The organism is Candidimonas nitroreducens (assembly GCF_002209565.1).
GTDB classification, from domain to species: Bacteria; Pseudomonadota; Gammaproteobacteria; order Burkholderiales; family Burkholderiaceae_B; genus Candidimonas; species Candidimonas nitroreducens.
On sequence record NZ_NJIH01000015.1, the window covers coordinates 23,595 to 43,669 of the forward strand.

At 66.1% G+C, this 20,075-nt stretch carries 21 protein-coding genes; 17 read left to right on the top strand and 4 right to left on the bottom strand.

Features of this window, described 5'->3' with window-relative positions; translation table 11 throughout:
• Window positions 1-79: 79 nt before the first annotated feature.
• The 11 genes from CEY11_RS22200 (at window position 80) to CEY11_RS22245 (ending at window position 8,511) form a co-directional block, all read left to right on the top strand.
• Complete coding sequence (locus CEY11_RS22200; RefSeq protein ID WP_088605618.1) at window positions 80-778, top strand: TerC family protein; 699 nt, start codon at window positions 80-82, stop codon at window positions 776-778.
• A 164-nt stretch (window positions 779-942) separates the two neighbouring features.
• Window positions 943-1,662: a TerC family protein gene (locus CEY11_RS22205; RefSeq protein WP_088605619.1), complete on the top strand. Its 720-nt coding sequence runs from the start codon at window positions 943-945 to the stop codon at window positions 1,660-1,662.
• On the top strand, window positions 1,649-1,774 hold the full coding sequence (locus tag CEY11_RS25985; RefSeq protein WP_269845304.1) for a hypothetical protein: 126 nt from the start codon (window positions 1,649-1,651) through the stop codon (window positions 1,772-1,774). The genes CEY11_RS22205 and CEY11_RS25985 overlap by 14 nt, the downstream gene beginning before the upstream one ends.
• Window positions 1,775-1,778: 4 nt before the next feature.
• A complete protein-coding gene (gene hemC / locus CEY11_RS22210) occupies window positions 1,779-2,729 on the top strand; it encodes a hydroxymethylbilane synthase (RefSeq protein WP_088605620.1) in 951 nt (316 codons plus the stop codon).
• Window positions 2,730-2,955: 226 nt separating this feature from the next.
• Entirely contained in the window at window positions 2,956-3,774 is an 819-nt protein-coding gene (locus CEY11_RS22215; protein ID WP_088605621.1) for a uroporphyrinogen-III synthase, read from the top strand.
• The gene (locus tag CEY11_RS22220; protein ID WP_158215419.1) at window positions 3,771-5,048 is read left to right on the top strand and encodes a uroporphyrinogen-III C-methyltransferase; all 1,278 of its coding nucleotides are present in this window, start codon (window positions 3,771-3,773) and stop codon (window positions 5,046-5,048) included. The genes CEY11_RS22215 and CEY11_RS22220 overlap by 4 nt, the downstream gene beginning before the upstream one ends.
• A 3-nt stretch (window positions 5,049-5,051) precedes the next feature.
• Window positions 5,052-6,557, top strand: coding sequence for a heme biosynthesis HemY N-terminal domain-containing protein (locus CEY11_RS22225; protein WP_088605623.1), 1,506 nt, complete (start codon window positions 5,052-5,054; stop codon window positions 6,555-6,557).
• Between the two features lie 37 nt (window positions 6,558-6,594).
• Window positions 6,595-7,131: an inorganic diphosphatase gene (gene ppa / locus CEY11_RS22230; RefSeq protein WP_088605624.1), complete on the top strand. Its 537-nt coding sequence runs from the start codon at window positions 6,595-6,597 to the stop codon at window positions 7,129-7,131.
• A 113-nt stretch (window positions 7,132-7,244) separates the two neighbouring features.
• Window positions 7,245-7,940: a fumarylacetoacetate hydrolase family protein gene (locus tag CEY11_RS22235; RefSeq protein WP_088605625.1), complete on the top strand. Its 696-nt coding sequence runs from the start codon at window positions 7,245-7,247 to the stop codon at window positions 7,938-7,940.
• 16 nt (window positions 7,941-7,956) lie between these two features.
• Window positions 7,957-8,088 (top strand): entericidin A/B family lipoprotein, encoded by a 132-nt coding sequence (locus CEY11_RS22240; RefSeq protein WP_088605626.1) that lies wholly within the window; start codon window positions 7,957-7,959, stop codon window positions 8,086-8,088.
• Window positions 8,089-8,322: 234 nt separating this feature from the next.
• Window positions 8,323-8,511 (top strand): entericidin A/B family lipoprotein, encoded by a 189-nt coding sequence (locus CEY11_RS22245; protein WP_088605627.1) that lies wholly within the window; start codon window positions 8,323-8,325, stop codon window positions 8,509-8,511.
• Window positions 8,512-8,702: 191 nt separating this feature from the next.
• On the opposite strand, the gene CEY11_RS22250 is transcribed toward CEY11_RS22245, so the two are convergent.
• The 3 genes from CEY11_RS22250 to CEY11_RS22260 form a co-directional block, all read right to left on the bottom strand.
• A complete protein-coding gene (locus CEY11_RS22250; RefSeq protein ID WP_158215420.1) occupies window positions 8,703-9,674 on the bottom strand; it encodes a Bug family tripartite tricarboxylate transporter substrate binding protein in 972 nt (323 codons plus the stop codon).
• Window positions 9,675-9,747: 73 nt separating this feature from the next.
• Entirely contained in the window at window positions 9,748-10,470 is a 723-nt protein-coding gene (locus tag CEY11_RS22255; RefSeq protein ID WP_088605629.1) for a maleate cis-trans isomerase family protein, read from the bottom strand.
• A 160-nt stretch (window positions 10,471-10,630) separates the two neighbouring features.
• Window positions 10,631-11,947, bottom strand: a complete 1,317-nt coding sequence (locus tag CEY11_RS22260) for an MFS transporter (protein ID WP_088605630.1) — start codon at window positions 11,945-11,947, stop codon at window positions 10,631-10,633.
• A gap of 362 nt (window positions 11,948-12,309) precedes the next feature.
• Here CEY11_RS22260 and CEY11_RS22265 point away from each other — a divergent pair, with 362 nt between their 5' ends.
• Window positions 12,310-13,449 carry a lactonase family protein gene (locus tag CEY11_RS22265; protein WP_088605631.1) on the top strand — a complete coding sequence of 380 codons (1,140 nt, stop codon included), beginning with the start codon at window positions 12,310-12,312 and terminating at the stop codon, window positions 13,447-13,449.
• 54 nt (window positions 13,450-13,503) lie between these two features.
• The gene (locus tag CEY11_RS22270) at window positions 13,504-14,481 is read left to right on the top strand and encodes a PI-PLC domain-containing protein (protein WP_088605632.1); all 978 of its coding nucleotides are present in this window, start codon (window positions 13,504-13,506) and stop codon (window positions 14,479-14,481) included.
• A 111-nt stretch (window positions 14,482-14,592) separates the two neighbouring features.
• On the opposite strand, the gene kynU is transcribed toward CEY11_RS22270, so the two are convergent.
• A complete protein-coding gene (gene kynU / locus CEY11_RS22275; RefSeq protein ID WP_088605633.1) occupies window positions 14,593-15,843 on the bottom strand; it encodes a kynureninase in 1,251 nt (416 codons plus the stop codon).
• Between the two features lie 428 nt (window positions 15,844-16,271).
• Between kynU and CEY11_RS22280 the strand changes: the two genes are divergently transcribed.
• From CEY11_RS22280 to CEY11_RS22295, 4 genes are all read left to right on the top strand, one after another.
• Complete coding sequence (locus CEY11_RS22280) at window positions 16,272-16,553, top strand: hypothetical protein (protein WP_088605634.1); 282 nt, start codon at window positions 16,272-16,274, stop codon at window positions 16,551-16,553.
• A complete protein-coding gene (locus CEY11_RS22285; protein ID WP_088605635.1) occupies window positions 16,550-18,001 on the top strand; it encodes a hypothetical protein in 1,452 nt (483 codons plus the stop codon). The genes CEY11_RS22280 and CEY11_RS22285 overlap by 4 nt, the downstream gene beginning before the upstream one ends.
• A 275-nt stretch (window positions 18,002-18,276) precedes the next feature.
• Window positions 18,277-19,098, top strand: coding sequence for a hypothetical protein (locus tag CEY11_RS22290; protein WP_088605636.1), 822 nt, complete (start codon window positions 18,277-18,279; stop codon window positions 19,096-19,098).
• A gap of 236 nt (window positions 19,099-19,334) precedes the next feature.
• On the top strand, window positions 19,335-19,925 hold the full coding sequence (locus CEY11_RS22295; protein WP_088605637.1) for a hypothetical protein: 591 nt from the start codon (window positions 19,335-19,337) through the stop codon (window positions 19,923-19,925).
• Window positions 19,926-20,075: the final 150 nt, after the last annotated feature.

Consider the following 20,075-nt stretch of genomic DNA (forward strand, 5'->3'; position numbering starts at 1 on the left):
CCGGGGCCGTGGGCGGGCTGGTCGCCGCTGTCGTGGTTATCGTAACAATGATGGCACTCATGCATAAAGGGATAGGGGAATGGATCTCAGTTCAATGGATTTCTGGCTCGCACTACTGGAGATTATTTGGGTAAACATATTGCTGTCGGGGGATAACGCGGTGGTCATTGCGCTGGCGGCGCGGTCGCTGCCGCAGAGTCAGCAGCGCACGGCGATTGTCGCGGGTTCAGCCGGGGCGATTGTGCTGCGGATCATCCTGACGCTGGTTGCGGCAGAATTGTTGTTGATGCCGTGGCTGAAGACGGTGGGGGCCTTGCTGCTGGTGTATATCGGCGTCAGCCTGTTGATGCCGGAGGGCGAGGAAGAGGGCGAGGCCAAGCAGTACAACAGCCTCTGGGCGGCGATCCGCACCATACTGGTGGCTGATCTGGTCATGAGCCTGGATAATGTGGTGGCGGTGGCTGCCGCGGCGCATGGCAATGTGCCGCTGCTGATCATTGGCTTGGCCATCAGCATTCCGCTGGTCATTTTCGGCAGCACGCTGCTGCTGAAGGTCATCGAGCGCCTGCCTATCATTGTCTGGCTGGGCGCGGCGCTGCTGGGCTTTATTGCCGGGGAAATGCTGGTCAGCGACCCGGCGCTTACCAGCACGGTGGGCAATGTATCGACGGCCATGCACACGTCGCCGCATCATCTGGCCTTGATGGCCGGGGCCGTGGGCGCGATCATCGTGTTGATATTAGGCAGGATTATTACATCAAGAAACAAAACTGAATAAAACCTGAACGAAACTGAACTACAATTCAGGGTAGCAGTCACGCCCTGGCGCATGCTGTGCGCCGGGGCGTTTTCGTGTGCGGAATTAAGGTAACTGCGGGATTTAAAGCAGTTATAGACATCAAGGTAACGGTAAGAAATCAAAGTAACGGTACGGGTTTTCAGATGATTGAGTTTTTCCAGAATTTGCATTGGGCGGCAATTTTCCAGATTATCCTGATCGATATTCTGCTGGGCGGGGACAATGCGGTGGTAATCGCGCTGGCCTGCCGCAAGCTGCAGCCGCGCCAGCGCCTGCAGGGCATTTTGTGGGGCACGGCGGGGGCCATAGGCCTGCGCGTGGTGCTGATCGCGTTCGCGCTGGTGCTGCTGGACATCCCCCTGCTGAAGGTGGTGGGCGGCCTGCTGCTGCTGTGGATAGGCGTCAAGCTGCTGATGCCTGACAACGACGACCATGGCAATGTCAATGCCGGCACTTCGGTGTGGTCGGCGGTGCGCACCATACTGGTGGCCGACTTGGTCATGAGCCTGGACAATGTGCTGGCGATTGCCGGCGCGGCGGAAAATTCCGGCCCGGGGCATCAGCTGGGCTATGTGGTCTTCGGCCTGCTGGTCAGCGTGCCCATCATCATCTGGGGCAGTACGCTGGTGCTCAAGCTCATAGACCGCTACCCCTTGGTGGTTACCTTCGGCGCGGGCCTGCTGGGGTGGATCGCCGGCGGCATGATCATGTCCGATGTTTTTGTCGTGGATCATATCGGCGAGGTTTCGGCTGCGGTTAAAATTACGGCAGAGGTGGTCGGCGCCGCTCTGGTGCTATTGCTGGGCAAGTGGTTTGCCGGCCGCAAAGTCGCCGCAAAGGAAACCGTCAATGGGCCTGTTTAAATCTTCCGACCGCAAGAAGCACGAGTCGGGTCTATCCCTGTTGCAGGGCCTGTTCATCCTGGCCATATTGGGCGTGATCGCCACGATCATCGTCACCAAGCTGGCAGGCTGACGCCATGCCGGCCAGCAGCCCTGCAAAACTTGTCATCGCCACGCGCGCCAGCCGGCTCGCCCTCTGGCAGGCCGAGCACGTGCGCGCGCGCCTGCAGGCGCTGTATCCGCTATGCCGCGTCGAACTGCTGGAACTGACCACGCGCGGCGACCAGATCCTCGACCGTACGCTGTCCAAGGTGGGCGGCAAGGGCCTGTTCGTCAAAGAGCTGGAAACCGCGCTGCTGGACGGCCGGGCCGACCTGGCGGTGCATTCGCTCAAAGATGTGCCGGTCGACCTGCACGAACCTTTCGAGCTGTCCGTCATTCTGGAACGCGACGATCCGCGCGATGCCTTTGTTTCGGGCCGCCATGCCGGCCTGGACGAGCTGCCCGCGGGGGCCGTGGTCGGCACCTCCAGCCTGCGCCGCGAGGCCCAGCTGCGGCTCGGCTATCCGCAACTGCAAGTGCGGCCGTTGCGCGGCAATCTGGACACCCGCCTGGCCAAGCTCGACCGCGGCGACTACGACGCCATCATCCTGGCCGCGGCCGGCCTGAAGCGCCTGGGGCTGGAAGCGCGCATCCGCGCGCGCCTGGCGCCGGAACAAAGCCTGCCGGCGGCGGGGCAGGGGGCGTTGGGCATCGAAACCCTGGCGGCGCGCACCGAGCTGCGGGCCTGGCTGGCGCCGCTGGCTTGCGCCGACACGACAGCCTGCGCGCTGGCCGAACGCGCGGTGTCGCGCATGCTGGGCGGCTCGTGCCAGGTGCCGCTGGCCGCCTACGCCCGCGTCGACGATGGCCAGATGTATGTGCGCGCCCTGGTGGCGCATCCCGACGGCTCGAACCTGATCCGGGCCGAGGCCCGCGGGCCGGCGGCCTCGGCCGAGCAACTGGGCGAGGCCGCGGCGCGCGGCCTGCTCGACAAGGGCGCGGCCGAGCTTCTCGCCGCGCTGCAGGATCCGGCGCCTTCCGCCTGATGCGCGGCTCTGCTCAAAGCGGCAAGCGCCTTGCGTATGCAGGGCATGCGGCCGCGGACGCAGCAGTCGGCCGGGCAAGCCCTGGCGTCGCGCCTGGTGCTGGCGACACGGCGCCGGGCCTTGCCTGGCATTTCACAAGCTTCTACGTGGGCCCGTCCGCAGCCCGGCGATTTGCCGGTCTTTGCGCCGGGCTGGGCGGGGCGGGCATCGCTGGGGCTGGCATCTCATGAATCCTTTTGTCGTCCTGACACGCCCGGCCGGGCGCAACGAGGCGCTGGCGCAGCGCTTGGCCCGGGCTGGGCTCGACGCGCTGGCGCTGCCGGCGCTGGAGGTCGCGCCGCTGCCCGAGCCCGCGGCAGGCTGGCCGGTTCCCGAAGATTACGACCTGGCGGTGTTCGTGTCCGGCACCGCGGTGCGATATTACGTGGATGCCTTGCGCGGGCGGCGCGGTGAATTCCGCTGGCCTTCGCTGTGCCGCGCCGCCGCCGTCGGCGCTGCCACGGCAAGGGTGCTGGCCGCCTCCGGGGCGCCTGGCATGGCCCAGGTCATACACCCCGATGCCTCGGGCCCGCAGGATTCCGAAGCGCTGTGGGGGCTTTTGCAAGGACGGGCGTGGCGCCGCGCCTTGATACTGCGCGGCCAGACCGGGCGTGAATGGCTGGGGCAGCAACTGCAACAGGCCGGCGCCCAGGTGCACCGCTGCGCCCTGTACCGGCGCAGCGCAGCCGCCTGGCCGGCGGCGCAACTGCAGGCATTGCACCAGCGCATGGCGGCCGGCGCGGCGCCGGTCTGCGTCTTTACCAGCGCCGAAGGCGTGCAGGCCTACGCCTCGAATATCGCGCGCGCCGGGCTGCCTGAATTCTGGCGGCGATCCCGCTACGTGGCCATCCACGAGCGCGTGGCGCAGCGCTTGCGCGCGGTCTTGGCGCAGGCGGCTGGCACCGAGCCCGATCCAATGGTAAAAATATGCCCACCGGACGACGACGCCGTTTTCGAGGCCGTTTTATCGATCGCCACGCCGCAAGGAATACAATCCTCTCCATGACCGAAAAAAGAACCGAGATCAATCCGTCCGGCACTCCGGCCCCCAGCGACAACAAGCCCACCCCCGACAAGAAGCCGGCTGCCACGCAGCCTGCCGGGAAGGCGCGCGGCGCGGCCCGCACAGCCATGCGCGTGGCGCTGGCGGTGCTGGTGATCGTAGCCATCGTGCTGGGCGCGGGGCTCTGGTATCAGCAGCGCACTTTCAAGCGCTTCAGCGCCCAGCTGCAAAGCAGCGTGGCCGATGCCTCCAGCATTGCCAGCCAGGCGCGCGAGCAGGCGCAGCAGGCCGTTTCCCTGGCCCAGGCGCAGGCGCAGCAGGTGCAGGCCCTGCAGGCCTCGCTGGATCAATCGCAGGCCCGCTACAAAGATCTCGAGCAGGCCTTCCAGACGCTTACCGACAGCGGCTCCGAACTGACCCTGATCAACGACGTCGAGCATCTGGTCACCATTGCGCACCAGCAGCTGGCGCTGGGCGGCAACGTGGCCAATGCCATCATCGCGCTGGAAACCGCCCAGGCCCAGCTGGCGCGCGCCAACCGGCCCAACCTGGCTTCGCTGCAGCAGACCATCAATGGCGATCTCGACCGCCTGCGCATGGCGGCCACCACCGACGTGCCCATGCTGTCGCAGCACCTCGATACGCTTGGCGGCCTGATCGCCAGCGCGCCGCTGCTGGTTCCCGACGCCGCCGCGCCGGGGCTGCCTGCGCCCGCCGCCGCGGCTGCGCAAGCGGGGAACCCGGCTGCTGCCTCGCCGGCCGATACTTCCGATGCGTCCGCTGCCGATCGCGTCTGGTGGCGCCGCGCCGTCGACGGCGCGTACACATGGTCGACCGAAGCCTGGTCGGCGCTGCGCCAAGACATGGGGCAGTTCATCAGCGTACGGCGCGCCGCCGACCCGGCCGCGCTGCTGATGTCGCCCGACCAGGCCGCCCAACTGCGCCAGAACCTGCGCCTGCGCGTCATGACCGCGCAACTGGCCCTGCTGATGCGTCAGCCGGGCGTCTGGAAAAGCGAAACTCAGGCGCTGCTGCAGGCGCTGGACACCCGCTACGACGGCCAGGCGGCCCAAACGCGCCAGGCGCGCAAGATCGCGCAAAGCCTGGCCGACACCGCCATCGACGTGAAGCTGCCTACGGTGGACAACAGCCTGCAGGCCCTGCAGACCTTGCGCGACGAGCAGGCCAAGCAGGCCGCCCAGCCGTCGCAAGGGGCGGCCGATGGCGCCGCCGTACAGCCACAGCCACAGCCGCAATCCAGCCGGCTGCAGGAATAAGCCATGCGTACCTGGTTCTGGACCTTTCTGGTATTGGCCCTGGCGGTAGGCCTGGCCCTGGCGCTGCACGATCACGGCGGCAACGTACTCATCATCGCCCAGCCCTGGCGCATCGAGCTGTCCCTGACACTGGCGGTGCTGCTGGTGCTGGCGGCCTTCTGCATCGTGTATGTGGTGCTGCGGCTGCTGGGCTGGCTGACTTCCGGCCCCGAACGCCTGCGCACCTGGCGCGGCGCGCGTGCCCAGAAGCGCGACCACGACCTGCTGGAAACCGGCTGGGTCAGCCTGCTGGAAGGGCGCTATTCGCAGGCCGAGAAAGACTTCGCCAAGATACTGTCGCAATCGCGCTCTTCGGGGCGCAAGGTGCTGGCGGCGCTGGCCGCGGCGCGCGCCGCGCACCGCATGGGTGAATTCAGCCGGCGCGACGACGCGCTGGCCCTGGCGCGGGAAAATGCCGGCTCCGAGCCGCGCCTGAAAGAAGCCGCTGCCACGGTGGCGGCCGAAATGTACCTCGATCAGCGGCGCCCCAAAGAAGCCCTGGAGCTGCTGCAGCCCTTGCAGGACGCCAGCTCGCGCTATTTCCACGCCACCTATCTGCTGTTGCGCGCACATGCGCAGCTGCACAACCATGACCGTGTCTTTGCCCTGACGCGCCTGCTGCAGCGGCGCGGCGCCATCAACAAGACAGAGGCCCTGGGCTACATCGAAAGCTCTGTGGCGGCACGCCTGCACCAGGAAGGCATGCCGGCCTACAAGGCCGTCTGGGGCGAGCTCAAGTCCGACGAGCGCGTGCTGCCCGAAGTCGCGTTGGCCGCAGCCGCCATCCAGGAAGCCGACGGCCACCCCGAAGAGGCCTCGCGCATCCTCGAGGCGGCCATCGGCGCGCGCCTCGATCCGCGCCTGCTCAGCGCCTATTCGCAGTGCGCCCCCGATCAGGTGGCGCACCGCCTCAGCAAGGCCGAGGTCTGGCTCAAGAGCCATCCCAACGATTCGGCCCTGCTGGCTGCGCTGGGCAATCTGTGCCTGACCGGCCAGCTGTGGGGGCAGGGCGAGCGCTATCTGCTGCGCAGCATGAAGATCCGCAGCGACGTGCGCATCCATGCACTGCTGGGCAACTTGTACGACCGCCTGGGCCGCAGCGCCGATGCCATGAAGCACTGGCGCCTGGCCTCGGGCGTGGCCGGCGTGCTGCCGGTGCTGCCCGCCAACCGGGCGCTGCCGGCGGCCGACATGCGCGGCGACCCGACTCTTATCGATTTCGCCGCCGTGCCCGACCACGAGCCGGCGCAGGCGTCCGACGACATTCCCCAGGCCGCCAGCGCTGCCGGCTACGTGCACCTCGACGTCGATACCTGGGACACCCCCAGGCTGGACGAACCGGCTGCGCCGCCCCAGCCTGCCGCGGCCGGCGAATCGGGCCTGGACGAATATTTCGACAGCGCGCCGATTCCGGGCGTGGATCTGTCCCAGACCTCGGATCGTCCCCCCGGAGGCCCGCAGCGGCGCTGATCCGTTTTCTTTTCACACCCAAGGTTGAACCACCATCATGAGTCTAGACCGCGTACCCGCCGGCTCCAAGCTGCCGGACGAATTCAACGTCATCATCGAAATCCCCATGAATGCGGCCCCCATCAAGTACGAGGTCGACAAGGCCTCGGGCACGCTGTTCGTGGATCGCTTCATGGTGACGGCCATGCATTATCCCTGCAACTACGGCTACATTCCCGAAACCATTTCCGATGACGGCGACCCGGTGGACGTGCTGGTGCTGGCGCCGCTGCCGGTGCACAACGGCTCGGTGATACGCTGCCGCCCGGTGGGCGTGCTGCAGATGGACGACGAGGCCGGCGGCGATGCCAAGCTGCTGGCCGTGCCGGTCGACAAGCTGTGGCCCGGCTATCGCCACGTGCACAAGCCCGAAGACGTGCCCGAAGTCGAACTGGCGCGCATCCAGCATTTTTTCGAGCATTACAAAGAACTGGAAAAGGGCAAGTGGGTCAAGGTCAAGGGCTGGGAAGGCCCGGAAGCCGCCCGCAAGGAAATCCTGGCCAGCGCCGCGCGCTACACCCAGGGCGTCAAGTAAGCTGCGGGGGCGCGGCAGGCTGCCGGTGAAATGCCGTCAGGATGCGACGCCGCTGCTGCATGAATTGCGCAATCACTTTTTTCTTCACTGACCTGCATATTCCAAGGACAAAAATGGATTACATCGTTCCCGCGCAGCCCCTGGCCGCCATTCCCGTGGCCGGCTCGGCTGCCGTATTTCCCGTGCGCCGCATCTACTGCGTGGGCCGCAACTATGTCGAGCACGCCAAGGAAATGGGCTTCACCGGCCGTGAAGACCCGTTCTTCTTCAACAAGCCCGCCGACGCGCTGATCAATGTGGCCGACGGCCAGACGGGCACCATGCCCTATCCGCCCAAGACGTCGAACCTGCACTACGAGATCGAACTCGTGGTGGCGCTGGACAAGGGCGGGCGCGACCTGACGCTGGAACAGGCCGCCGAGTGCGTCTGGGGTTATGCCATCGGCCTGGACATGACGCGCCGCGACCTGCAGGGCGAAGCCAAGAAGCTGGGTCGCCCCTGGGAAGTGGGCAAGGCCTTCGACCAGTCGGCGCCCATCGGGCCGCTGCATCCGCGCAGCCAGGTCGGCACGCTGGACAAGGGTGCCATCACCCTGGCCGTCAACGGCGCCACCAAGCAGTCCAGCGACTTGTCGCGCATGATCTGGAATATTGCTGAATCGATCTCTTACCTGTCGGGCTTGTTCGAGCTGAAGGCCGGCGATATTATCTTCACCGGCACCCCCGAAGGGGTGGGCCCTGTCGTCGCGGGCGACACCATGGTCGGCGCCATTGCCGGCCTGGGCGAGCTCAAGGTGGCCGTCAAGTAAACTCAAGGAGACACTGATGCGATTCAAGATTCTTCTGTCACTGCTCGTGCTCGCATGCATGGGCCTGGCCGGGTGCTCGAATACGGTGGCCGGCGCGGGCCAGGACATTACCAACGCCGGCCATGCCATCAAGAAGTCGGCCCAGTAGGCCCGCTCGGCGCAAGCGCCTGCGAGCCCGGTTCCGCGTTGCGGCGCCGGCCTGCCGATAAGCAGCCTCTGCCGCAACTCGCGGCAGGGGTTCTTTTTTTGCCGCGAGCCGGCGCGGCTGTACCCGGCATTGGTTTTATTTCGTGTTTTTTATTTTCTGTTTTTGTTTTGTCGCCACGCCTATCGGCTTGGCAGGCAAAATAAAGGCTGGAATCACAACCTTAAGGAGACGATTATGCGATTCAAGATTCTGCTGCCGCTGCTGGCGGCGATGTGCATGAGCATGGGCTTGGCCGGCTGCGCCAATACCGTCCATGGCGCCGGCGAAGACATTTCCAACGCCGGGCACGTGGTCAAGAAGGGCGCCGCCAGCGCCGACCGCAAGATCCAGGACACCGTCGGCGACGGGCAATCCTCGAAGTAGTAAGTGAATGGGTGGCCCGCGGCCCGTGGTTCGTGATCCGTGGCCCGCGGCCCGGGTCGGGATCATTGTTGCCAAGTGATCCGGCGGGTTCTCGGGCGCCAGGCGGCGCCATGCGCGCCGTGCGGCGCCCTGTGGTGCCCTGATCCGTCAGGCCGCGCTTCCCGCATCCGGGCCGGTTCGCGGCCTGGCGCTTATTTTGCGCTTATCCCGGCGGCCTTGATGATGTCGCCCCAATGCTGCCATTCCTCATGCGCCATCCGGTCGGCCTGTTCGGGCGTGGAGGGCGAGGGCGTCACGCCCTGCTTGAGCAGCACGTCGCGGATTTCGGGCATGGCGATCGCCGCGTTCAGCGCCTTGTTCAGGCGCGCTATGGCGTCGGCCGGCGTGCCGTCGGGCACGGACAATATATGCCAGCCGCCGATCACCACCGGGTAGCCCAGTTCTTTCATGGTGGGCACTTGCGGCGCTGAATCTTCGCGTTTCGGGCTGGTGACCGCCAGTAGCTTCACGTGGCCGGCCTCGGCCTGCGGCACCGCCACGGCCAGCGGCACCATGAACGCATCGACCTCGCCCGCGGCCACCGCGGTAATGGCCGGCGCCGCGCCCTGGTAGGGAATGTGCAGCATCGACAGATGCGTGGTCTGCAGGAACTGCTCGAAGGCGATCTGCGACGTGCTGCCCACGCCCCACGAAGAAAACGACATCTTGCCCTTGTGCTGCTTGGCGTATGCCACGAAATCGGCCAGCGTCTTCACCGGCAGCTTGGGGCTGACCACCAGGGCGAAGGGAAAGCGGTCGATTACGCCGGCGGCGGAAAAATCCTTCAGCGCATCGTAGGAAATCTTCTTGTACAAGTGCGGATTGATGGCCAGCGTCTCGGCGGTGGCCAGCAGCATGGTGTAGCCGTCGGGCCGGGAGTGCGCCACGTAGCCCGCGCCTATCATGGCGTTGGCGCCGGGGCGGTTTTCCACCACGACGGGCTGTCCGAGCTGCTGCGCCAGGCCCTTGCCGACGATGCGGGCGACGATGTCGGTGTTGCCGCCGGCTGTGAATGGCACGACGAAGTGCAGGGGATGATCGGGGTAGGCGGCCTGCGCCCCCGTCTGCAGCGACAGCAGCAGGCCGGCCAGTACGGCCAGGCGCTTCAGGTTGTGGTTCAGCATGACTCCTCCTTTGCCGGCGTGGCGCCGGATATTATGGTTGTACTGCGCTTGCTTGGGCTGCGGCTGTGCAGGTTTACCCGCGCAGCAGCTGCCCATAGCCTTCGATGGATGCCCGCACGCCCGCAACGCGCAAGGCATTCCACATCATGGACGAGGCGCTGGATATGGCCGGCTTGCCGATGTCTTGTTCCAGTACCTGCAGGGTGTCTATGGTGGGCATGCCCACGCCGCTCAAGAACACCGCCTGGGCGCGCGCGGTATCGACCTGGCGGGCAAGCTGGTAGGCGCGTTCGGCGGTTTCGTCGTAGATGTTGGTGACGCCTTCCAGGCGCGCGCAGCCTACGACCTCGAAGCCGTGGGCTTCCAGGCTGGCCTTGCACTTCTGGGTGGAGGCCTCGCTGTAGGGCGTGCCCACCGCCACGCGGCGCACCCCCATGTGCCGCAAGGCCGCGACCACGCTGCCGAAGGCGGTAATGAAGCGGATGCCGGTGGCGGCTTCGATGCGCTGTGTCAGTTCTTGCTCGCCTTGTTTGCCCAGCGTGTAGCTGGTGGCCGTGTGCGCCAGGGTGATGACCGAGGGCTTGACCAGGGACAGCAGGGCGATGTTTTCGTCCAGATGGGCGATCTGCGAGCGGTTGCGCTCTTCCTGGCCGTCGAGGCTGCCGGGCGTGCCGTGCGCCACCATGCGCGTGAAATGCACCGATACGCCCGGCGGCACCATGCGGTAGACCTCGGGTTCGGTAGTGGGGCTGCCCGGAGGAATCAGGAAACCCAGGCGTGCGCGCCAGCCAGTCATGACGATGTCCTTGCGGCAAGCCCGCCACTAGGGGCGGCTTGCGAAATCGAGGCCGCGAGCCGGGAGGTTTCCCGATGCTGCGGCCTCTGGGTTGTGTGTCGGAGGCGGGCCGCGTACGGCGGCCGCCCATGCCGTGCGTCGTGCCCCGGCGCGCTACTTGTTATTTGTCCACCAGCTTCGATGGCATGGCCAGGGTGACGATTGCGCCCAGCACCATGAACGCCGCCAGTACATAAATGCCACTATTGGTGGTGTGGGTCAAGTCTTTCAGGTAGCCGATCAGGGACGGCCCGAAAAAACCCGCCAGGTTGCCCAGCGAATTGATCATGGCGATGCCGGCCGCGGCCGCAGTGCCGCTGAGGATGGCGGTGGGCAGGCTCCAGAACAGCGGCAGCACGATCATGATGCCCATGGTGGCGAAGGTGAGGGCCACCATCGCCAAGGTCGTGTTGGCGCTCCAGACGGTGCTGAGATACAGGCCTGCGGCGCCGACCAGCGCGGGGATGGCGATGTGCCAGCGGCGTTCGCGCTTGATGTCGGAGCGCCAGCCCACCAGTACCATGGCGATCACGGCGAAGCCATACGGAATGGCGGTAAGCAGGCCGATGGTCAGCGAATCTTTGATGCCGGTGCTCTTGATGATGGTGGGCAGCCAGAAGCTTACGCCGTACAGGCCGATCACGAACGAGAAGTAGATCAGGCTCATGGCCCACATGCGGCCCTTGCTGAACACCTGGCGCATGGGCAGGTCGTCCTTTTGGGCGGCCTCGGCGGCGATATTGCGTTCCAGCAGCTGTTTTTCTTCGGCGCTGAGCCACTTGGCGTCGTGGATGTGGTCGTCCAGATAGAACAGCACGACGATGCCGATGATGATGGAAGGCAGGGCTTCGAGCAGGAACAGCCACTGCCAGCCGGCGATGCCGTGCACGCCGCTGAGGTCTTCGAGTATCCAGCCCGACACCGGGCCGCCGATGAAGCCCGACAAGGCCACCGCGGTCATGAACCAGGCCGTCATGCTGCCGCGGCGCTCGGCCGGATACCAGTAGGTCAGGTACAGGATGATGCCGGGGAAGAAGCCAGCCTCGGCCACGCCCAGCAGGAAGCGCATCACGTAGAACATGGTCGGGGTGGTGACGAACATCGTCAGCCCCGAGATAATGCCCCAGGTGATCATGATGCGGGCGATCCAGATGCGCGCGCCCACTTTGTGCAGGATGACGTTGCTGGGCACTTCGAACAGGAAATAGCCGAAGAAGAATATGCCCGCGCCCAGGCCGTAGACGGTGTCGCTGAGCTTCAGGTCGTTGAGCATCTGCAGCTTGGCGAAGCCGACGTTGACGCGGTCGAGGTAGGCGACGATATAGCAGATCAGCAGGAACGGAATCAGCCGCCAGCCCACCTTGCGGTAAGCGGCCTGTTCCAGCGTCGAGGACGAACCGCCGCTTGCGGCGCCCGGCTGTAGGGTAGAGGGTTGCATCTGGTCTCCTGGTTTGTGGGTAGGCTTCTCGATAAGGCGCCGTTGTTGTTATGTAGCGAGCCAATCTTTTGCCCCCGACGCAGGGCTGGCGGCCGGTTGTTCCAGACATGGATCCGCCGTCGATGCGAGTGTATCCCTTGGTATGCCGAACCGCCAGAGTGTGTGGCTGGATGCCGACAGGCGCCCGGCTTGCGTGGCCGGATCCGGAGCCTGCTCTGCCCCGTGCCTACGTCGTGCAACGATGCGATACTATTACTATATGATTCAAATGTGTCGATATTTGTTGATACATTAGAAACAAAAAACCGATGTTTCGCGTACTCAGAACATACCCAAAACATACCCAAGAACATTGCCTGCCCATGAAAAAAGCCGTCACTGCATTGACCGCCGTTGCCTTGGCCGCATCCCTTGTGGGCTGCTCGGACAGCTCCAGCGATGAGTCCCACGTTCGCCGGGAAGGCGAATCTTCCTTCTATCGCCCCAAGAACCTGGCGCTGCAGACGGTGGATGGCGTACCCGGGAGGCTGCTGCGTGTGCTCAATGAGGACGACACCTTGACGACCTGCAGCACCAGCGCGACCGGCGAGCTGTCGGCCTGCGGCATACAAGAGATGGCCGGCGCCGACGTCGTGTACCAGATGGTGGTTCATCCGCGCACCGACACCTTGTACTTCCTGCAGTACGGCACGGACTCCGTGCTCGTATGCCAGGGGGCCAACGGCCCGCAGCTGTCCTGCGCCCCGGCGACGGGGGGCGGCGCCCTGAAGGCGCCGTCATTCATGGCCCTCGATGCGAATGGCGCGCGCGCCTACATAGTCAACGATGACAACACGCTGGCCGTCTGCGAGGTTCGCGCCGACGGCACTTTCAGCGGCTGCAGCGCGACCGATGCCAACGGAACGCTGGAAACCCCCGTCTCGGTCGGCCTGGCATCGGGTGACTACGGCACCCACGCCTATTTCCTGAACGGCGAGACCCGGCCCGTCATCACGGCCTGCACGCTTGCGCCCAGCGGCCTGCCCAGCAGTTGTCACGCCGAGAACAATGCCCTGTTCACTGCGCCGACCGCCATGGCTTTCTCCCCCAACGGCAAATATGCCTATATCGGCAATCTCGACGATACCCTGGTGACCTGCAGCGTGGGCGACGATGCCTCGCTTTCTTCCTGCCGGGCCGTCGACACCAATGGCCAGGAGCTTTTCGGAGGCATCCAGACAATCGCGGTCGACGCCGCCGGCGCCAATGCGTATGTCGTCAATGCGCGCAACAGCAGCATCACGCACTGCAAGCTGGCGGACGGCGGCGCGAGCTTCGGCGCGTGCAGCCCATACAGCATCGACGGCTTCGAGGTCACGACCGACCTCGCGCTCGGCGAGAACGCAGGGTCGCGAACCCTGTTCGTCACCAGCCTTTCCAATAGCTCGGTCTACGGCTGCGCGCTCGATGCGCAGGGCCGTTTCGGTGCGTCCTGCATCGCCACCAGCTTCCTGGAACAGTAACAGCCGTTCATGTCCATTCAGGGCCCGCGACCAATGACAAGCCAGACTTCAACGATGATACGAAACTTTCTCACTATCTGTTTTTTGCCGCTGGCGCTGTTTTCCGGCGCCGTCCAGGCCGAGACGCTCTATTACAACATCGCGCATGCGATCAATCATTCCAAGTACATCGATTGGGCGGTGCGCGAGGGCGCCAACGGCATCGAGGCGGACTTGCGCTTTACCGACGATGGCGAAGTGCTCAAGTTCCAGCACGGCTCGCCCTGCGAGTGCCGGTTTCCCAATTTGTGGGGCGTGCTGTGGAAGGAGACCGAGGTCTGCCAGCAAATGATGTCGGTGGACCCCACCTACCGCCCCGACCCCCTGCTGCCGGACACTGTCACGGTCAAGTCTGCAAAAGACGCCTGCCTGGTCAATGAGACCAGCCGCGGCTTCCTGAACACACTTGCCGGCAAGTCCGCAATAGCCTTGTTCATCGTCGACAGCAAGGTAGGCGACAGCGTCGCCAAGAACGACACCGCCCGCTCGGCCGCCGGCCGCAACGTGATTGCTGCGCTGGTCGCGGATCTGTTCGACAAGGGTTACAAGGGGAAGGTGATCGTCGGGGTCGACAAATCGAAATTCCAGGCCTACAGCAAGGCCGCCGCCGAGGCCGCGCGCGCGACACGCTACGCGGATCGCATCTACATCAGCTTCGACGAAGACGGCAACAGCACGAAAAAGGCGCGGGCCACCATCGACCTGCTGACTTCATTCGCTGCCGGCAAGGCTGTATACGGCAACGGCGTCACCGCCAATTGGCGCGGGGATTTCGAAGACTCCTTCAAGGCCGGCGTGGACGCCGAATCCAAAGGCAGCGTGCGGATGAACTACATATGGACCCTGGACAAGGTGGCATCAATGACCGACTACCTTGCCCTGGGGGTGCGCGGCATCATGACCAATAGCCCCAAAAACGTGATGACCGCGCTGCAGCCCTTTACCGCTCCGGGCAAGAACGGACGCATGGCCAAGCCCGAGGATCCGCTTTGACCGGCCAGCCGCTTTTTGTTCCGGATCCCGGCGGCGCCGGCGGTGCCCGGCCGCGGGTTGCGCACAATACGCGATAAAGTATCTTCTTTGTAGATACTTTTACAGAGACCCTCAGGTCACGGCGGAACGCGTCGCGCCGGCATCGTAGGCCTGGCGCTGCAGGATGTCGGCCAGCGTGTCCACCGCGTCCCAGACATCGGCGTAGCTCAAGTACAGCGGGGTGAAGCCGAAGCGCATGATGCCGGGCTCGCGGTAGTCGCCAATGACGCCGCGCCCGATCAGCGCCTGCATCACCGCATAACCCTGCGGGTGCGTGAAACTGACGTGGCTGCCGCGCAAGCCATGCTCGCGCGGCGTGTCCAGCGTCAGTGGCTGCCCGGCGCAGCGCTCTTCGACCAGGCCGATGAACAGGTCGGTCATCACCAGGGACTTGCGGCGCAGCGCGGCCATGTCAGTGCGGGCATACATGTCCAGGCCCACTTCTACCATCGCCAGCGAGGTGATCGGCTGCGTGCCGCACAGGGCGCGGGCGATGCCGGGGTGGGGCGCGAATTCGGAGCTCATGGCAAACGGGTTGGCGTGGCCCCACCAGCCCGAGAGCGGGTGGCCGAAGCGCGCCTGGTGGCGCTTGGGCACCCAGATGAAGGCCGGGGCGCCCGGGCCGCCATTCAGATATTTGTAGGTGCAGCCGACGGCGAAGTCGGCGTTGGCCTGTTCCAGCTCTACGGGCAGGGCGCCGGCCGAATGCGCCAGATCCCAGACGATCAGCGCGCCCTGCGCGTGGGCGTGCGCGGTCAGGCCGGGCATGTCCAGCAGCCGGCCGCTGCGGTAATTCACGTGCGTCAGCATGACCGCGGCGACGCTGGCGTCGATGGCCTGTGGCAGCTCTTCGGGTGCGTCCACCAGCCGCAGCGTGTAGCCGCTATCCAGCCATTGCGCCAGGCCCTGGGCGATGTAGACGTCGGTGGGGAAGTTGCTGCGTTCGCTGACGATGACGCGGCGCTGCGCCGTGGCGGGGTTTTCCGCCTGCATGCGCAAGGCGGCGGCCAGCGCCTTGAACAGATTGACGGAGGTAGTGTCGGTGACCACGACCTCGCCGGGCTGCGCGCCGATCAGCGGCGCCAGTTTGTCGCCGAGCCGGCCCGGCAGCTCGAACCAGCCGGCCTTGTTCCAGCTGCGTATCAGGTCTTCGCCCCATTCCTGCTCGACCACCTGGCGGGCGCGCTGCAGCGCGGCCTTGGGGCGCGCGCCCAGCGAGTTGCCGTCCAGGTAGACGATCCCCGCGGGCAGTGCGAATTCCTGCTTGAAATGGGCCAGCTCGTCGGCCCGGTCGAGGGCGAGACAGTCGTCGCGGGTAGTCATGGAGGCTCCGGGGGAAAGGGCGGTTTGTGGGGCCCGCAAGAGGCAGTGCCCGCCGGGCCGGGGCCGGCACGGTTGTGCCGGGCCTGCGGCGCAGCGGGCTCGGCCTTGCGGGCTTGGAATCGCAGGCTGAAAAACAGCAGTCGAAAAATTATAGGCTGCGGGCTCTGGATTTTTATTGCGTATCGGGCCGCCGGGTTTTCATTTAATGGGTTTGTGCCGCGATGCGCCGCAAGAATCCTGCGCGCGGTTGCCCGGTATGAGGCCGGGTCGCGCGCAGACTCGATTCGTGCCGGGCATGGGCGTGCCGGGCATGGCGGCGGGCGGGGCAGGGCGGCATCGCGGAATTGGCCAGCTCGGCTTCTGCGAATTGTGGCCGGGCTCCTGCCGGCCCACACTGGAGCCCATCCAGACATCACGGCGAGGCAGTCATGCGGCGATCATTGCGGCGCTTAGGTACACGGCAGTCCGGCCAGGGCATGACCGAATACATCATCGTGGTGGCGCTGGTGGCCGTGGCGGCAATTGCCGTCTATCAGCTGTTCGGCCAGGTCATACGCTCCCAGACCGCAGCCATGGCCAAAGAATTGGCCGGCGAAGACGGCAGCGAACTTTCGCGCATGGCACAATCCGCCGCCGAATCGGCCGCGGCGCAGGCCGCCGCCAAATCCCTGAAGTCTTTCACCGGCAATGCCGCGGAGGGCGGCCAATGAAACCGCGCTTTTGCGTGCGCGTCCAATGCGCCCAGTCGGGCCAGGCCCTGGTGCTGGGCATGCTGCTGGCGGCCCTGGCATCGCTGGCGCTGCTGCGCTACTTCGCGGCTGGCCAGGTCGCCGGCGCCAAGGCGCGCCAGCTGCATGCGCTGGACACCGCCGCCTACAGCGGCGCCCTGGTGCAGGCCAGGGCAATGAACATGCTGGCCTACCTGAACCGCGCGCAGATCGCGCACCAGATCGCCATGGCGCACCTGGTCACACTCGGTTCGTGGGCGCTGTATGCCGATGCGCAGGGGCGCCAGGCCGGCAGGGGTAATCCGCCGGCCTATCTCATCGCCATGCTGTTCGGGGCGGCGCACGGCGCGGCCTACCAGTCCGCCGTGGCAGCGGCTGGGCCGGCCGGCGCCCTGGCAAGCCGCGACGGCGAACTGGCCGCTGCCTATGCCGCCCACGACGATGTGGTGCAGCGCGTTTTCGGCGCTGTCCAGCACGAGGTCGTGGCCGGCCTGCCCGACGCGCGCCTGGCCGCCATGCAGCAGGTACTGGCGCACAATTACCCCGAATGGGATGCCAATGTACACCAGGGGCTTCCTGCGGGCGCCTCGAGCGCAGCAAGTGCGCCGGCCACGGTAGGCGCATCGATTGCAACGCAGGCAGAGTCGATAGCGGGCGCCGTGCCGCAATTCGGGGCGGGCGGCCTGTTCGATATTACGGTGCGCGACGACAGCTGGCCCGGCTTCGTGCGGGCGTACGCCGGGCACCGCCAGTTGCACGGCTTCGTGCAAGACGTGGCGCGCCTGTACGGTTTTCTGGATCCACGCGACCACACCTTGCAAAGCCCCTGGGTGGTCGACGAGCGCTGTCCTTGGCTGCGCCATGAACTGCGGCGCCGCGGCACGACCCAGATCGACGCATACGGGCGCTGGCAGTCCATCGACACCGAATCCTTCCATGCCTTGCGCTCGAACCGCTGGATAGGCTGTTATTTTCGGGAATATTCGATGGCGTGGGGCTGGGTGCCCAGCGCTCCAGGCCAGGCACCGGGCGCCGCCTACGTGGAAGACGCGCCCGAAGATTTTTCCGCCCAAGACTTCTGGCGTTGGGTCAGCGAAGCCACCAACTGGGACATCCACGCCGGCGACGCCAACCCGCTGGCCAACTCGCGCGCCGTGGCGGGCCGCCAGCGCTGGCGCGGCGGCGGCCTGCCTACTTATTTCGACGTGGCGCAGTCCGGCGATACGGGCGCCTTCGGTTTCACGGTCGAGTTCCGGCACCCAGGCCCCGAGGGCGTACTGCTTACCAGCCGCAGCGCTGCCCAGACCTTCTTTGCCCGCCCGCAGCCCCGCGCCGACGGCTTCGAAGAGGCCGCCAATCTGTTCCATCCCTATTGGCAGGCCAGGTTGGTGTGGCCGGGGGCCGAGGCTTCAGAACGGGGGCTTCCATGATTGCTCGTTATTCCGCGCGTGTGCCGCGCCCGGGCCTGGGGTATGCAAGCCTGGGGCGTGCGGGTCTCGGGCGTGCAAGTTTTGGGCATGCGAGTCTTGGGTATATAAGTCTTGGGCATGCGAGTGTCGAACTTGCGAGTCTCCGACTTGCAGGTGGCCGATGTGCAGGCCCAGGGCTGGCGAGTTTCCGGCGTACGGGCCTCCTGTGTAAGAGTCCTGGGTGTACGGGGCCTCAGTGTGGCCAGGCCGCGGCGGAAGCCCTGGCGGTACTGCTCTTGCTGGCCTCTCTGTGGGTCGGCACGGCCTGGCTGTTGCGCTGGCAAGATATTGCCATGCAGGCCCAGCATGCCAGCCGCTACGCCGCCTTCGCGGCCAGCCGCGATGCCGACGCGCAGCCGCTGGAAGATATCCGCCACGGGTATTTTGCCGGCTCCGCCCATATGTGGCGCGACCGGCGCGGTGCGAGCCTTTTAAGCTCCGGGCGTTCCGAAGTGTCGCTGCAATTGGCGCGCGGACAGGCGCTGGGAGCCGCGGCGCAGCCTGGTGGCGAACATCCCGACGCCGGCGACCTGCGTCAGGGCTGGCGCATCGAAGACGCCGGCGTGGTCACGGCACGGGTCGGGGTCGCTGCAGGCTCGCCTGCCCCTGCGGGGGCACCCTCTGTTTCCGGGCTGGCGCAATACGACGCCTGGCGGCCCAATATCCGGCGCCACGCCGCAATTCTGGTCGGTGCGGGCCATGCCTCTTCCGACGCGCAGGCGCAACTGCGCGTGGCAGGCTCGGGCCTGGGCTGGCTCGACCCCGCCGATCGTTCGTATGCGCTGGGGCGCCAGGTGCAGGCCTGGGCCGGCGGCCTGGATCGTCCATGGGGGCGCACCGCGCCTGTTTTCGACTGGCTCGGCCCATGGGCTGGCCGCGTCCCACAGCAGCATTTGCGGCCCGCGGCGGGTGCGCGGCACACGCCGGCCGTGCAAGGCATGCAGGGCGCGCAAGACGCGCCAGTTGCGCCAGTTGCGCCAGCCGCGCTGGGTACGCTTGCCACGCAGGCGGCGCGGGGCATCCAGGACTCGAGCGGGGGCGGCCATGTTCATGACTGATCTCTATCCATACGGGGGCGGCCGTGTTCAAGACTGATCTCTATCCATACATCGACGCGATTTCCCTTTGTCTAGGGCGGGCGAGGGCGGTCGCGCCGCGGCAGTCATGGCCATGCGTCCCGCAGCGCCGGCCGCCGTGGGCCTGGCGCGCTGCGATTCTGGTATGGCTGTGTGGCTGCGCGTGGCCTGCCACTGGCACGGTAGCGCCGGATCTCGCCCTGGCACGCATTCCGCAGATGTCGTGGCAGCCGCCGCAGGCAATCCGCGCGTTCGGCCTGCCCATGACCTGGCGCGGCATGCGTTCCAGCCTGCCCTTGCCACAGGCGGCTCGCGCCCTGGCCGAACATACCGGCGTGTTGCGGCAGGTGTGGGCCATGCCGCGGCGCGTAGTGCTTGCGGGCACTCACGGAACCACGCATTGGGTGGCAGAACTGGTTGTGCAAGGCCAAGGCACCACCGGTATCTTGTCCAGCATGCCGGCCGATGCCGCCGGCTTGCGTCGGGCCGTCGACGCGCGCGCCGAGCTGCGCATGGGCTGGATGCCGCCGCAGGCGTATTTGCGTGCCAGCCATGTGTCCGGCGAAGCGGGCCGGCGCGTGCAGCAGCAGGTCTATGCCGCGCCCTGGCCACCGGCCCGGCTGCGAGTCCAGGTGGAAGAGAATCTGCAGGCACACGGCTGGCTGCGCACCGCGGTGGGTGACATCCCCAAGCCCACCGCATCGGAAACCGTACGGGCCTGGCGCAAGAACGGCCAGAGCCTGCTGCTGACCTTCGTACCGCTGGCCGCGGGCAGTGCCGTATACGTACGGCTCGATACAGATCCTTAGCATTCCGCAGCCCCTGGCATGCCGTACTCCCTCGCAGGCCAGGGTGTATTTCACGTATTTCTTCTACGGGTCTATAGCGGCCGCCCGGCCAGGCGGCTCGGCCCGGATTCAAGAGCCTGCCGCCTGGCAGCCAGGCGTTTCAGCAACACA

Bases quoted from the DNA above. Each gene is read 5' to 3' on its own strand.
- CEY11_RS22200 (WP_088605618.1), top strand. From the start codon at position 80: ATGGATCTCAGTTCAATGGATTTCTGGCTCGCACTACTGGAGATTATT.
- CEY11_RS22205 (WP_088605619.1), top strand. From the start codon at position 943: ATGATTGAGTTTTTCCAGAATTTGCATTGGGCGGCAATTTTCCAGATT.
- CEY11_RS25985 (WP_269845304.1), top strand. From the start codon at position 1,649: ATGGGCCTGTTTAAATCTTCCGACCGCAAGAAGCACGAGTCGGGTCTA.
- hemC (WP_088605620.1), top strand. From the start codon at position 1,779: ATGCCGGCCAGCAGCCCTGCAAAACTTGTCATCGCCACGCGCGCCAGC.
- CEY11_RS22215 (WP_088605621.1), top strand. From the start codon at position 2,956: ATGAATCCTTTTGTCGTCCTGACACGCCCGGCCGGGCGCAACGAGGCG.
- CEY11_RS22220 (WP_158215419.1), top strand. From the start codon at position 3,771: ATGACCGAAAAAAGAACCGAGATCAATCCGTCCGGCACTCCGGCCCCC.
- CEY11_RS22225 (WP_088605623.1), top strand. From the start codon at position 5,052: ATGCGTACCTGGTTCTGGACCTTTCTGGTATTGGCCCTGGCGGTAGGC.
- ppa (WP_088605624.1), top strand. From the start codon at position 6,595: ATGAGTCTAGACCGCGTACCCGCCGGCTCCAAGCTGCCGGACGAATTC.
- CEY11_RS22235 (WP_088605625.1), top strand. From the start codon at position 7,245: ATGGATTACATCGTTCCCGCGCAGCCCCTGGCCGCCATTCCCGTGGCC.
- CEY11_RS22240 (WP_088605626.1), top strand. From the start codon at position 7,957: ATGCGATTCAAGATTCTTCTGTCACTGCTCGTGCTCGCATGCATGGGC.
- CEY11_RS22245 (WP_088605627.1), top strand. From the start codon at position 8,323: ATGCGATTCAAGATTCTGCTGCCGCTGCTGGCGGCGATGTGCATGAGC.
- CEY11_RS22250 (WP_158215420.1), bottom strand. From the start codon at position 9,674: ATGCTGAACCACAACCTGAAGCGCCTGGCCGTACTGGCCGGCCTGCTG.
- CEY11_RS22255 (WP_088605629.1), bottom strand. From the start codon at position 10,470: ATGACTGGCTGGCGCGCACGCCTGGGTTTCCTGATTCCTCCGGGCAGC.
- CEY11_RS22260 (WP_088605630.1), bottom strand. From the start codon at position 11,947: ATGCAACCCTCTACCCTACAGCCGGGCGCCGCAAGCGGCGGTTCGTCC.
- CEY11_RS22265 (WP_088605631.1), top strand. From the start codon at position 12,310: ATGAAAAAAGCCGTCACTGCATTGACCGCCGTTGCCTTGGCCGCATCC.
- CEY11_RS22270 (WP_088605632.1), top strand. From the start codon at position 13,504: ATGATACGAAACTTTCTCACTATCTGTTTTTTGCCGCTGGCGCTGTTT.
- kynU (WP_088605633.1), bottom strand. From the start codon at position 15,843: ATGACTACCCGCGACGACTGTCTCGCCCTCGACCGGGCCGACGAGCTG.
- CEY11_RS22280 (WP_088605634.1), top strand. From the start codon at position 16,272: ATGCGGCGATCATTGCGGCGCTTAGGTACACGGCAGTCCGGCCAGGGC.
- CEY11_RS22285 (WP_088605635.1), top strand. From the start codon at position 16,550: ATGAAACCGCGCTTTTGCGTGCGCGTCCAATGCGCCCAGTCGGGCCAG.
- CEY11_RS22295 (WP_088605637.1), top strand. From the start codon at position 19,335: ATGTCGTGGCAGCCGCCGCAGGCAATCCGCGCGTTCGGCCTGCCCATG.